The organism is Paenibacillus thailandensis (genome assembly GCF_042685365.1).
In the GTDB taxonomy this organism is placed as follows: domain Bacteria; phylum Bacillota; class Bacilli; order Paenibacillales; family Paenibacillaceae; genus Paenibacillus_AP; species Paenibacillus_AP thailandensis.
Genome location: NZ_JBHUMY010000012.1, coordinates 65,902 through 79,086 on the forward strand (window position 1 = coordinate 65,902; position 13,185 = coordinate 79,086).

Annotated in this window: 14 protein-coding genes; all 14 read right to left on the minus strand. The window is 55.3% G+C overall.

Annotated elements, in window-relative coordinates:
- Position 1 precedes the first annotated feature (1 nt).
- From ACFSW5_RS11765 to ACFSW5_RS11830, 14 genes are read right to left on the minus strand one after another with little or no spacing between them, the layout of a single operon-like run.
- On the minus strand, positions 2-496 hold the full coding sequence (locus ACFSW5_RS11765; RefSeq protein WP_379273083.1) for a chemotaxis protein CheD: 495 nt from the start codon (positions 494-496) through the stop codon (positions 2-4).
- A complete protein-coding gene (locus tag ACFSW5_RS11770; RefSeq protein ID WP_379273085.1) occupies positions 493-1,110 on the minus strand; it encodes a chemotaxis protein CheC in 618 nt (205 codons plus the stop codon). The genes ACFSW5_RS11765 and ACFSW5_RS11770 overlap by 4 nt, the downstream gene beginning before the upstream one ends.
- A gap of 2 nt (positions 1,111-1,112) precedes the next feature.
- Positions 1,113-1,571 carry a chemotaxis protein CheW gene (locus ACFSW5_RS11775; RefSeq protein ID WP_379273088.1) on the minus strand — a complete coding sequence of 153 codons (459 nt, stop codon included), beginning with the start codon at positions 1,569-1,571 and terminating at the stop codon, positions 1,113-1,115.
- A 21-nt stretch (positions 1,572-1,592) separates the two neighbouring features.
- Positions 1,593-3,677: a chemotaxis protein CheW gene (locus tag ACFSW5_RS11780; RefSeq protein ID WP_379273090.1), complete on the minus strand. Its 2,085-nt coding sequence runs from the start codon at positions 3,675-3,677 to the stop codon at positions 1,593-1,595.
- A gap of 30 nt (positions 3,678-3,707) precedes the next feature.
- A complete protein-coding gene (locus ACFSW5_RS11785) occupies positions 3,708-5,012 on the minus strand; it encodes a protein-glutamate methylesterase/protein-glutamine glutaminase (protein ID WP_379273092.1) in 1,305 nt (434 codons plus the stop codon).
- A 26-nt stretch (positions 5,013-5,038) separates the two neighbouring features.
- Entirely contained in the window at positions 5,039-5,905 is an 867-nt protein-coding gene (locus ACFSW5_RS11790) for a MinD/ParA family protein (protein WP_379273094.1), read from the minus strand.
- Positions 5,898-7,175 carry a flagellar biosynthesis protein FlhF gene (flhF, locus tag ACFSW5_RS11795; RefSeq protein WP_379273096.1) on the minus strand — a complete coding sequence of 426 codons (1,278 nt, stop codon included), beginning with the start codon at positions 7,173-7,175 and terminating at the stop codon, positions 5,898-5,900. Before flhF ends, ACFSW5_RS11790 begins: the two co-directional genes overlap by 8 nt.
- Entirely contained in the window at positions 7,172-9,205 is a 2,034-nt protein-coding gene (gene flhA, locus ACFSW5_RS11800; protein ID WP_379273098.1) for a flagellar biosynthesis protein FlhA, read from the minus strand. The genes flhF and flhA overlap by 4 nt, the downstream gene beginning before the upstream one ends.
- A 43-nt stretch (positions 9,206-9,248) precedes the next feature.
- Positions 9,249-10,340, minus strand: a complete 1,092-nt coding sequence (gene flhB, locus ACFSW5_RS11805; protein ID WP_379273100.1) for a flagellar biosynthesis protein FlhB — start codon at positions 10,338-10,340, stop codon at positions 9,249-9,251.
- Between the two features lie 16 nt (positions 10,341-10,356).
- Positions 10,357-11,148, minus strand: coding sequence for a flagellar biosynthetic protein FliR (gene fliR, locus ACFSW5_RS11810; RefSeq protein WP_379273102.1), 792 nt, complete (start codon positions 11,146-11,148; stop codon positions 10,357-10,359).
- Positions 11,148-11,417 carry a flagellar biosynthesis protein FliQ gene (fliQ, locus tag ACFSW5_RS11815; RefSeq protein WP_379273105.1) on the minus strand — a complete coding sequence of 90 codons (270 nt, stop codon included), beginning with the start codon at positions 11,415-11,417 and terminating at the stop codon, positions 11,148-11,150. The genes fliR and fliQ overlap by 1 nt, the downstream gene beginning before the upstream one ends.
- Before the next feature lie 19 nt (positions 11,418-11,436).
- Entirely contained in the window at positions 11,437-12,192 is a 756-nt protein-coding gene (gene fliP, locus ACFSW5_RS11820) for a flagellar type III secretion system pore protein FliP (RefSeq protein ID WP_379273875.1), read from the minus strand.
- Entirely contained in the window at positions 12,185-12,808 is a 624-nt protein-coding gene (locus ACFSW5_RS11825) for a flagellar biosynthetic protein FliO (RefSeq protein WP_379273107.1), read from the minus strand. Before ACFSW5_RS11825 ends, fliP begins: the two co-directional genes overlap by 8 nt.
- Positions 12,808-13,170, minus strand: coding sequence for a response regulator (locus ACFSW5_RS11830; protein ID WP_132305626.1), 363 nt, complete (start codon positions 13,168-13,170; stop codon positions 12,808-12,810). The genes ACFSW5_RS11825 and ACFSW5_RS11830 overlap by 1 nt, the downstream gene beginning before the upstream one ends.
- Positions 13,171-13,185: the final 15 nt, after the last annotated feature.

The following is a 13,185-nucleotide window of genomic DNA, read 5'->3' on the forward strand; positions in this document are numbered from 1 at the left end:
GTCAAAACTCCTTTGTTCCATACGGCACGCTCCGAACGGAGAGCATGCCGTCGTTGCTGTCGATTTCTATGGTTCTCCCGTAATTGCCGCCGGTATCTTGTCCGACGATCGGGATCGAAAGGCTGTTTAGCGTCAGCGTGATGGCTTCAACGTTGCGCAGACCGATCCGCATCGATTCCGACCCGCCCGCGAAGGCGAACATTTGAGCGCCTCCCGCCATTTTCGCCTGCAGCCTTGCGGGAACCGCTCCGGCTTTCGCCATGCGCTCCAGCAGCTCCGGTACGGCGGTATCCGCGTATTTGGCCCGGTTGAGCGCCCCATCCCTCGCAATTTCCGAGGACGGAAGCATAATGTGGGCCATGCCGGCGATTTTGACAAGCGGATCGTATAACGTGAGACCTACGCAGGAGCCGAGTCCCGTCGTTCGCAGGACGGCTCCTTCCACGGCGATATTCAGGTCGGCCATGCCGACTTTGACCAAGTTTTGCTGAATCATTCGACGGGTACTCCCAGCGCGCGGAACAGCCGAACGAACGAATCCGGGTCGGGAATAAAGAAGAAATGCCCGTCCAGCACTTCGTTCCCCTCCAGAAAAGTCGTTTCGATCAGAAGTGCCGAATCGCCCATTTCCCCGTACATCATAACGCCGTGACTCAATATGGCCCCGGCCATGTCCATCGTAATGGAAGGCACGGAAGGCATCATCGATAGCCGGGTCAAATCGGCAAGCGAAGATAAGTAAGAGCCGGCAAGGATATTGCCGATCTCGCACAAAGCGGACAGCTCCAGCTCCGAGAAGACCGCATCGCTTGTTTCCATCGACAGCAGCTGGCGAAGGATCCGTCTGGCCGATTGTTCGTCGACGATGAAGAAGAGGTTGCCCGGCGCGTCCCCTTCCACCCGAAGAAAGATGGCAAGCACGATTTGTTCGGGCCCGCCGACGAAATCGGCGATTTCCTCGAACGGCAGGAGGCTTGCGCGGGGCACCGCCATGTCCACGGGCTTGTTCAGCAGGCGGGACAACGCCGTCGCCGCATTGCCCGCCCCGATGTTCCCCACTTCGCGCAGCACGTCGAATTCAAAAGCTTCAAAACGGTTGTAAACGCCCACGGTCAAACCTCTAGCTGCTCAAGCATGCTGATTTCGCTTTTGTTCAATACTTCCGCCAAGTTGAGCATAATCAGGAGGCGGTTCTCGCCAAGCTTGGCGATGCCGTCCAAATATTTCGCCTTAATGCCGCCGACCACTTCCGGAGGCGAATCGATCGTATCCCTGTCGATATCGATAACGTCGTTGGCCGAATCGACGATAAAACCGACTTCCATCTCTTCCAGCGCGACGACGATAATGCGCGAGTTGTCCGTAACGGGCGTTTCTTCCAGACCGAAGCGGCCTCTTAGATCGATGACCGGAACGACGATGCCGCGCAAATTGACGACGCCTTTAATGAAGGAGTACGTCTTGGGAACGCGGGTAATCGGCATCATCCGCTCAATCGTACGCACCTTATCGACTTCGATGCCGTATTCCTCGTTATTCAAGGCAAAAACGATCACTTTCACTTCTTCCATGTTGACCCCTCCTAATATTCGTTATTTGATCAGCGAGTTTGGATCAATAATGAGAGCTACCTGGCCGTCGCCCAATATCGTCGCTCCCGAAATCGATTCGACGTTCGTCAAATAGCTGCCGAGCGATTTCAACACGATCTCGCTTTGGCCGATAAACTCGTCAACCGTAACCGCCGCAAGCTTCTCCCCTTTGCGGATAACGACGATTTCCGTTTCCTCTTCGCCGCGCTCGTCATAATCCGGACAATTCAATACGCGGCTTAACGATACGAGCGGGATGACATTGTTCCGGTATTCGATCATTTGGGCCCCGTGTATGTTCCGCACTTGCTCCTGCTTGATAACCGCCGTTTCCGCAATGGACGAAAGCGGGATGGCGTATTTTTCCGACCCGAGCTTGATCAGCATGGCGGAAATAATCGACAGCGTCAGCGGCAGCTCTACGGAAAACTTCGTTCCTTTGCCAAGCGCCGATTCGATCGTCACATTGCCGCCGAGCGATGTGATTTTCGATTTGACGACGTCCAGTCCCACGCCCCTGCCCGAGATGTCGGAGATGACGTCCGCCGTGCTGAAGCCCGGCGCGAAGATGAGCATATTCATTTCGTTAACGCTCATCGTCTTTGCTTGCTCTTTCGTCACGATGCCGTTTTTGATGGCTTTGTCCAGCACCTTCTCATGGTTGATGCCGCCGCCGTCGTCTTCGACTTCGATGAACACGTTGTTGCCGCTATGGTAAGCTCGGAGATGAACCGTTCCCGTTTCCGGCTTACCGGCCGCAATCCGTTTGTCGACCGGCTCGATGCCATGGTCCAGCGAGTTGCGCAGCAGATGGACAAGCGGGTCGCCGATCTCGTCGATGACGGTCCGATCCAGCTCGGTGTCGGCGCCCGTTATGACAAGGTCGATTTTTTTGTCCAGCGATTTCGCCAAGTCGCGTACCATGCGCGGGAAACGGTTAAATACCGATTCGACCGGAACCATCCGCAGCTTCAGCACAATATTTTGCAAATCGTTGCTTACGCGCGCCATATGCTCGACCGTCTCGGTCAAATCGGTGCGCTTCACTTCGCTGGCCAGCTGCTCCAGCCGGACTCTGTCGATAAGAAGCTCGCTGAACAAATTCATCAGCGAATCGAGACGGTCGATATCGACCCGAATCGTTTTCGATACGGCCGCGCCCGCCGCCGCGGTTTGATTGCGCGAGGCGGCGATTTGGCGTGCGGCTTCCGCCTTCTCCGGCGCAGGATCTCCGGCCGCAGGCTGAGCCTTCGCTTGCTCGGCCGCGCGCTGCTTACCGTCAGCCGTCATGCGGGCAAGGGACTCCATATTGAGCGCCTCGACCTGTACCGACTCGATTTCGGAAATATCGCCGATTTTGGCCTGCAGGTCGTCAGCCGGCAAATTCGAGATCGTAATGACGGTAAACGTCTGATCGAAGCTGCCCTGTTCCAAATCTTGAACCGAAGGGTCAGATTTGACGATTTCGCCGTTTTGCTCGATCAGATCAAACACCATATACGCCCGAACGGATTTCAACATGCAATCCTCGCGCAGCGCAACCGTTATATGAAATACGGCTAGGCCGCTTTCGATGGACTGCTTCAGCACGGAGGCTTGGAATTCGTCCAGCAGCATGGCCGCCGGCTTACCCGCCGATGTCGATGGAGCGGCCGAATCGGCTTTCGCTGCCGACTCGTTTCCTGCGCTGTCGGCCGCTTTGTAATCTCCTTTGACGATGGAAACAAGCGATGCGACGATAGACGTGACGTCCGCTTTGCCGCTCCCGCCTCCCACGATGTCCTGCACCATGGCTTCCAGCGCGTCCAAGCCTTTAAACAGCGTATCGAAAATAAATTCATCCATTTTCAGCTTGTTGTTCCGCACCAGATCAAGCACATTCTCCATCTCGTGGGTAAGGGAAGCCAGGTCCTCGAAGCCCATCGTGGCCGACATGCCTTTCAGCGTATGGGCGGAACGGAAAATGGTCTGCACGATGGAGAGATCTTCGGGATCGTTCTCCAGCTGCAGTAAATTTTCGTTCAACGCTTGCAGATGATCGTTTGATTCATCGATAAACATCGACAAGTAAGCATTCATGTCCATCCCAATTGCACCTCCTGATTGAATTTGCCGCTATTTCGATACGTTGTGCACCAGACTCGGCGCGATTTGCTGCAGCGGCACGACCGCTTGAGCCGAGCCGTTCTCGACCGCGCAGCGCGGCATCCCGTAAACGACGCATGTTTCCTCCGCTTCGGCGATCGTCGATGCCGCGCCGCTTTTCGCGAGAGCCTCCATTCCTTTCGCGCCGTCGCTTCCCATCCCGGTCATAATGACCGCATGGCGCTGCAGCTCCTTGAACGGCACAAGCGACTCGAAGAGAACGTCGACCGCCGGCCGATGGCCGCCCCGCGGAGGCTCTTGCGTCAGCTTGATGCAGTAGCCGTCTTTGTCCCGCGAAAGCTCCATATGGCTTCCGCCGGGCGCGATATAAACGACTCCGGGCAACACCTTTTCGCCTTGCTCCGCTTCGACGACCTTGAGCCGGCTGAAGCTGTCTAGCCGCTGCGCCAAAGATCTTGTAAACTTGGGCGGCATATGCTGGACGACCAGCACCGGCGCCGGCAGATGCTCGGGCAGCGAGCTAATGACTTCGTGCAGAGCGCGCGGTCCGCCGGTCGACGTGCCGATGGCGACGATATGCCGAAAGGAAACCGGTTGGACGGGCTTCGATTTTTTCTTCGGCGCGTTTTCGGCCGCGGCGGGTTCCGCCGGGGCTGCCGGAGAACCCGCGCCGGCATTCGGCGCCGTCGTTGCCGGACGATACGCCTGTGTCGTTTCGTTTACGACCGCTTTCGCGCTGGACGGTCCTGCCGGTTTGGCTTTGGACTCCTTCTTTTGGCCTTTGCCGATCGCGGTTTGTCCATCGGCCGCTTCAGGAAGCTTTATGGCCGGCTTCCGGTACGCGGAGTCCGGCATGCGGGCCGTTTCCGTTACCGGCGGCAGCGCGGCCGGTCCGGCAAGCTTCCGCTTCCGCTGCGTCATGACGGCCATTTTCAGCTTTTCGATCAACAGCTCGCCGACTTGCTGAATATCGTCGGAGACGGCGCTCGTCGGCTTGCGGATAAAGTCAAAGGCACCGTGTTGAAGCGCCTTGATCGTCTCGCGCATGTTCTGTTCGCTGATGCCGGACAGCATAATGACCGGCGTCGGCGATTCCTTCATAATGATCTGGAGCGCCTCGAGCCCGTTCATCAGAGGCATCTCCAAATCCAGCGTCACGGCGTCCGGCTTAAGCCGCTTGACCGCTTCTACCGCTTCTTCCCCGTTGCCTGCCGTTCCGATGACGGCAAATTCGGAGTCCCGCGTAATCAAATCGCTGAAAATGGCCCGCATAAACGGCGAATCGTCCACCACAAGAATGCGGTATGGCTCCATTGTTGTTCCCCCCAGGATGATCAAGTTTATCTCGGTACGCCGAACATTTTATGTATAAAACCTTTCAACCCGTCGGCCTTCTCTTTGTAGGGCAACTCCATATAGCGTCTGGTCATCTGTTCGAGCGCCCGCGCAGCCGGGCTTCCCGGATAAGCAAGACTGAACGGCTGCTGCTTTCGAACCGCTTTCGTTACGAACGCGTCTTCGGGCAAGACGCCCATCTCCTGTATGGAGGTTTGCAGAAACCGCTCGGCCGCCAAAACCATTTTTTCGAGCGTATGCTTGCCTTCCCGCCCGTCCATCGCCCGATTGACGACCAGCTTGAAGCCGGTTTCGATGTTTAACGATTTCACCATCTTGATCAAGGCGTACGCGTCGGTAATGGCGGTTGGCTCGGGCGTCGTGACCACGATCGTCTCCTGCGACGCTTCCATAAACTTGATGGCTTCTTTGCCAAGTCCCGCGCCGGTATCGAACAAAATATAATCGTATTGTCCTTGCAAGCTTTCGATTTGCTCCGCCGCATACCTCAGCTGCCCGGGACTTACGTCCAGCAAATCCGCAAGGCCCGAGCCGCCGGCGACAAATCGGATTCCGCCCGGTCCTTCCTGAATAAGCTCATGGATCGTTTTCTCCTGCCGGAACAAATGATACATACTGTACGGAGCCGACACGCCCAGCAGCACGTCAATGTTCGCCATGCCGATATCGGCGTCGAACAGCAGCGTTCTTCTGCCCAGCTTCTGGAGCGTCAGCGCGAAGTTCAGGCTGAAATTCGATTTGCCGACGCCGCCCTTGCCGCTGGTTACGGTCACAAGCCGGGTTCTCCGCGAAGCATCGACTTTTGCTTTGCTGCGAATCAAGCTTCGCAGCGCTTCCGCCTGATCATTCATCGTCCGGTTCCCCCAACAGCCGTCCTATGTACTGCTCCGGATCGAATTTGTCGATGTCGTCCGGTACCGTTTGACCGCCGGCGACATAAGTCGGATGGAGCTGAAATTTCATAATCAGGTTCAAAATCGCGCCGTAAACGCTTGTCTCGTCCAGCTTGGTGAACAATACTTTGCGGACGCCGAACTTCGTAAAATGCTGCGCCACTTGGAACATGTCTCTTGTTTTGCCCGTAAGGCTAAAGACGAGAACCGTATCGCTTTGGTCGCCGGCATGAAGCAGACTGTTCACTTCGGACACATGCAGCTCGCTTCTGAAGTTCCGCCCTGCCGTATCCATAAAGATCAGATCGCGGTCTTCCAGCTGCCGGAAAGCTTTAGGCAAATCCATCGGCGAGAAGACGACTTCCATCGGAATGTTCAAGATGCTTGCGTACGTGCGAAGCTGGTCGACGGCGGCGATCCGGTAGGTGTCCGACGTGATAAAACCGAGCTGACGCCCGCGGTTAATGGTCTGCTCGGCCGCAAGCTTGGCAATCGTGGTGGTCTTGCCGACGCCCGTAGGACCTACAAAATGAACGATCCGGACGCCTTCACCGACGGGTTCGGCGGGATAAGGCTCCAGCCATTCCAACAGCGCCAGCCGTGCGGCTTCCCACACTTCATGCCGGTCCATCGCCATTTCGCGGTCCGCATGCTTCTCCCTGAGCGAAGCGACCAATGCTTCGGCCAAATCCGGCTCCACCTCTTGGCCGGCCAGCCGGTCGCGCAGCGCCCGGAACGGTTCCGGAAGGCCGGATTCGGCTTCCTTCTTCGACATCTGCACAATAAATTGTTTGATCCCTCTTATTTCCGCGAACAGGTCTTCGGTAACCGTCCGTTCCTCCAATCGCGCCGCCGGCTGCTGGCCGTTCTGAGTAACGTTCGGCGTTCCGGAAGGCGCCTGGGGCTGTACATGTACCGGACGTTCCTTGACGGCCGTAGCGGCACGCTGCAATTCGCGGGGCGGCCAAGTTTCCGCTCCGGATGCGGCCGTCCTTTCGGACGGACCGGCTTCAGGCTGACGAGCCGGTTTTGCCGGGGCAGCGGCAGCCGCCGCATGACCGGTTTCCACCGCGGCGAGCACTTCCATCCTTCGCTTGCGGAACATCCCCATGAACCCGCCGGTCCGGATTTCCTTCGTATTCAAAATGACGGCATCTTTCCCAAGCTCGCTGCGGATCATCGCTATCGCCTCGGGCAGCTCGTTTACGACATACCGTTTCACTCTCATAAATTCACCACCCCTACGCTTTGCACTTCCACGTTAGGCTCCAGCTCGCTATAGGAAATAACGGGCACATCCTGCATCGTCCGCTCCACGATCTGCCGCAAATACATCCGAATAGTAGGCGACGCGAGTACAAGAGGCTGCTGACCGGATTGAATTTGGCGGCCGACCTGCTCGTTCAGTTTTTTGTAAATTTGCTGCGTCGACACCGGATCCAGTGAGATATAGCTGCCATGCTCGGTTTGCTGCACCGATTCGGCGATTTTTTTCTCCAGCGCCGGACCTACCGTGATTACTTGCAGCATTTCGCCGTTCGGCGAGAACTGCTGGGTAATTTGGCGGGACAACGCCTGCCGCACGTACTCCGTCAGCACGTCCGTGTCTTTGGTGTATTGTCCATGGTCGGCCAGCGTCTCGAAGATCGTAACCAAATCCCGGATCGACACTTTCTCCTTCAGCAGCTTGGCGAGCACTTTCTGAATGTCGCCAACGGACAATATCGAAGGAATCAGCTCGTCCACCAGCGCCGGATACGACTCGCGCACGTTGTCGATCAGCGTCTTCGTTTCCTGGCGGCCCAGCAATTCGTGGGCGTGGCGCTTGATGATTTCCGTCAGATGCGTCGCCACGACCGACGGCGGGTCGACGACGGTGTAGCCCGACAGCTCGGCTTGCTCCTTCATCGAATCGTCAATCCACAAAGCCGGAAGGCCAAAGGCCGGCTCGGTCGTTTCGATGCCGACGATGCTGTCGTCTTCGAAGCCGGGGCTCATCGCCAAATAATGGTTCATCAGAAGCTCCCCGCGGGCAACCGTATTTCCTTTGATCTTCATGACATATTCGTTAGGCCTAAGCTGAATATTGTCCCGAATGCGGATGACCGGAACGACAAGCCCCATCTCAAGCGCGCATTGCCGTCGGATCATGATGATCCGGTCCAGCAGATCCCCGCCTTGCTGCGTATCGGCAAGCGGGATAAGCCCGTACCCGAACTCGAATTCGATCGGATCGACCTGAAGCAGGCTGATGACGCTTTCCGGGCTGCGAACCTCTTCGATCTGCTGTTCTTCTTCCATCGTGATTTCCTCTTGAAGCTGCCGGGACAAGCTTTTTTGCATGCGCCATGCGCCGAACGCAAGCAATGCCGCGAACGGGAACGTCCGCATGACGCCGATCGGCGTGAACAAGCCCAGCATCGCGACCGTTCCGGCCACGATATAAAGCAGCTTCGGATACTTCAGCAGCTGGCCCGTCAAATCCTCGGCCATGTTCCCGTCGGAAGCCGCTCTCGTAACGATGAGCCCCGCTGCCGTCGAAATAAGGAGCGCCGGGATTTGGCTGACGAGACCGTCGCCGATCGTCAGAATCGAATACGTTTCCAGCGCTTCGGCGAAATCCATGTTATGTACGGCCATTCCGATAATAAAGCCGCCGATCAGGTTGATCAGCAAAATGATAATCGAAGCGATGGCATCGCCTTTGACGAATTTGCTTGCGCCGTCCATCGCGCCGTAGAAGTCCGCTTCCCGTTCGATTTTGGAGCGCCGCTCTTTCGCTTGCGCTTCGTTAATCAAGCCGGCGTTCAAATCCGCGTCGATGCTCATTTGCTTCCCCGGCATCGCGTCGAGCGTAAACCGGGCGGCAACTTCGGCAACCCGTTCCGATCCTTTCGTGATGACGATAAACTGAACGACGACGAGGATCAGGAAGACGATAAAGCCGATGGCGATTTGTCCGCCCCCGACCCAGCTGCCGAACGTTCTTACTACCTCGCCCGCTTCGGCGTAGGCCAAAATGTTTCGGGTCGTCGAGACGTTAAGCGCCAGCCTGAACAAAGTCGTGACGAGCAAGATTGCCGGAAAGATGGAGAAATCCAGCGCCTCCCGCGTGTTCATCGCGATTAGCAAAATCATCATCGCCAATGAAATATTCAATATAAGCAGAATATCCAAAAGCAGCGTTGGGATCGGGATGACCATCATAAGCACGATGCCGATAATACCTACGAGGATGATTAAATCCTTTGCTTTCATGACGCTGCCTCCTTCCTCCCACAATCTCTAATAAGCAAACGAACTATTTCCTTCTGCCTTTCACTTTGTATACGTAAGCCAGAACTTCCGCAACGGCCTGGAACAGGTCGGCCGGGATGCTGTCCCCGATGTCCGCCCGTTCGTACAAAGCTCTTGCGAGCGGCTTGTTTTCCATCGTGATAACGCCGTTCTCCCTCGCGATTTCCTTAATCCGCTGGGCGACGTAATCGACGCCTTTCGCAACGATAACCGGCGCTTCCATCCGGCCCGCGTCGTATTTTAAAGCGATTGCGAAGTGAGTCGGGTTCGTTATGATCACATCGGCCTTCGGCACTTCCTGCATCATGCGCTGCAGCGCCATTTTGCGCTGCCGTTCGCGGATGCGACCTTTAATGAGCGGATTGCCCTCCGTCTTTTTGTACTCGTCTTTAATGTCCTGCTTGGACATCCGGATGCTTTTCTCGTGTTCGTACCGTTTGTACATGTAATCTCCGAAACCCAGCACGACGAGCACAGCGCTGACCGCAAGCCCGAGCTTCATCGTCAAATCCGCCGCAAAGCCGAAAATCTGTTCGACCGGGACGCGCCATAACGCCAGGACGGTTGTCCACTCGCTGCGAATCGTGACATATACGCAAACCGCAATTATCGCAACTTTCAAAATACTCTTAAAAAACTCGACCAAAGCGTGCATGGAAAAAATATTTTTAAACCCTTTGATCGGGTCGAGCTTCGACAATTTCATCTTGAGAGGCTCGCCCGTCAGAAGAAAACCGAACTGCACGACGTTGCCCACGACGGCGAAAACGACGGTTACCGCCAAGAGCGGCGCGATCAGCAGCAATATATCGATTACGATCTGCGTCGACAGCTTCATGACGTTATCCACCGTCAGTTCCATCGTAATCCAATCCTGAAACAGGCTTCCGAACAGCTGAAGAATCCGCTCCTTGAAATAACCGCCAAGCATGATGAAGCATAAGAAGCAAAACAGCAGCGACAAGGAGGCGGGCAGCTCCGGCGACTTGGCCACCTGGCCCTTTTGCCTCGATTCCTGGCGTTTCTTCGGAGTGGCGCGCTCGGTTTTCTCTTGGCTGAACAGCTGCAAATCGAGCCTTAAGCGGTATGTCCGCATACGCATCCGTCCTCCTTTAAGTCCCGCTCTTCCCTTGCAGTACGACAAAAAACTTTTCCAGCGAATCGAAGAGAATCGAAAACAAATGGCCCAGCAAAATCGCGAATTCCGGCAGCAGAAGAATGAGAAGCAGCATGCCGATCAGCAATTTAAGCGGCAAGCCGATTACGAACACGTTGAACTGCGGCGCCGTTTTAGCCAGAAAAGCAAGTCCCGCGTCGGTCAAAAACATGGCCACGATAATCGGCGCGGCCACCTGCAGCGCCAGCAGAAACGTATTGCTCGCCAATCTGGCCAGCTGATCCGTTATTTCTCCGCTTGCAAGCCGGCTGTAGAAGGCGTTGTCGATCGGAAGCCATGCGTAGCTGTTCATCAGTCCGCGAAGCAAATAATGATGCCCGTCCATCATTAGAAATACGAGAATGGTCAGCAAATATTTAAAATTGCCGAGAAGCGGGGCGGATTGCCCGGTGACCGGATCGACGACGTTAGCCATCGAAAACCCGATTTGCAGGTCCATAAAGCCCCCTGCCGCCTGCACCACGGCAAAAAACAGATAAACGACGAATCCGATGGCGACGCCGATCAAAATTTCCCGGATAACCATCAGCACGTATAACGGATCCGTCACGACGGGCTGATCGAAGCCGTTTGCCATAAACACAAGCAGCGATACAAAAAAACCTAACCCGATTTTGAAGGAGCTCGGGAAGTTTTTGAAAGAAAACACAGGCGATACGACGAAAAACGCAGTTATTCGACAGAAAATCAGCAAAAAAATAGGGAAACCTTGTACAATCGCTTCCATCATCCGATATATTTATACAGATTGTTCAGAATCTCGTATGTAAACTGAATCAACGTGTTTAATATCCAAGGTCCGAATACGATGAGTGCGACGAACACGGCCACGATTTTCGGCACGAAAGCAAGCGTCTGCTCCTGGATTTGCGTCGTCGCCTGAAAAACGCTGATGACAAGGCCGATAATTAACGCAAGCGCTAGCATAGGCGCGCTGGCGATAAGCGTCGTATATACGGCTCGCCCTGCCAATCCGATAACAAATTCAGCGCTCATCCGTCCATCCTCCTTACGGTTACGTGCCAAAGCTGAGCAGCAGCGACCTGACGACCAAATACCAGCCGTCCACCAATACGAACAACAGCAGCTTGAACGGCAATGAAATCATGACGGGCGGCAGCATCATCATCCCCATCGCCATCAGCACGCTCGATACGATCATGTCGATGACGAGGAACGGAATAAAGATCATAAAGCCCATCTGGAACGCAGTCTTCAGCTCGCTGATCGCAAAGGCCGGGACGAGCACCGTAATAGGAATATCCTCGTAGCTTTCCGGCTTCTCCGTTTTCGTATATTCCATGAACAGGAGCAAGTCTTTCTCTCTCGTATTCTGGAACATAAACTTTTTCATCGGAACCGAAGCTTTCTCGAACGCTTCCGTCTGGGATATTTCCCCCTTCAAATACGGCTGCAGCGCGACTTCGTTCACTTGCGAGAAGGTCGGCGCCATAATGAAGAAGGTGAGAAACATCGCCAGCCCGATCAACACTTGCGTGGGAGGCGTCGTAGCCGTACCGAGCGAAGTCCTCACGAAGCCTAGCACGACGACGATTCTAGTAAAGCTGGTCATCAGTACGAGAATGGCGGGCGCAACGCTGAGCACCGTAATGAGCAGCAATATGGAAAGCGCGCTGGTGCCGGGCGTTTCCCCGTTCGAATTCCCGATATTGATCGAAACATCCGGCAGCGGTTCGGCATAAGCGTGCCCATGCGTGAATATCGCAAGCAGCAGAGCAACAGCAATTGATAGTAAACACTTATTATTCATCATCCATCGACCGTTCGTTAAGTTTTGAATTTTGCAGAATCGATTCGATTTGCTGTTTGCGATCCGATTGCTTGCTCATATTGTCAGCCAGCAGTTGTTCAAAGGTACCGGAAGAAACCCACTCCTGCGAGGAACGGGACGGGTCTTCCGGATGCTTGCGAAGCTTTCTCCAAGCGTTCGCAAGCGAAGCGGAAGACCATGCCGCCTCTCGCTTGTCCGACAAAGCCGTGATGATGGCCTTGGCTTCCTCTTCGTTCGCGATCCGGTCAAGAAGCGTTACATCTTCCCCGACGCCGATGACATACAACCTTCCCGCCACTTCTACGACCTGCAAAGATTTATTCTGGCCGAGCGCGACCCCGCCAAGCGAGCGCAGCGAGCGGTTCGCTCCCCACGCTTGACTGCGTCCGGCCAACCATTTGATTACGATATAAATTAATGCGATGACAATCGCAAGCGATACGATAACCCATAGGATGCTGCCGGCCATGCTTCCGGAAGATATGTGGGGCACCTCTTCCAGATCCTCCGATGCGGCGGCCGCAGCAGCAGCCGGACACGCGAAGGAGGCCGTTCCAAGCCATGCAAGCTTGGGCAGATGCTTCAGCTTTGCCATTATCCCAACGTCTTCTTGATCGCTTCGATTACGCGGTCGGCTTGAAACGGCTTGACGATAAAGTCCTTGGCGCCGGCCTGGATCGCATCGATAACCATGGCCTGCTGCCCCATCGCCGAGCACATAATGACTTTCGCATTGGCATCCAGCTTTTTGATTTCCTTCAGAGCCGAAATTCCGTCCATCTCCGGCATCGTAATGTCCATCGTAATGAGATCCGGCTTCAGCTCCTTATATTTTTCAACGGCTTGAGCGCCATCCTGAGCTTCGCCTACGACTTCGTATCCGTTCTTGGTCAGAATGTCCCGAATCATCATGCGCATGAACGCTGCGTCGTCTACGATCAAAATACGGTTTGCCATTTCTGTTTCCTCCTA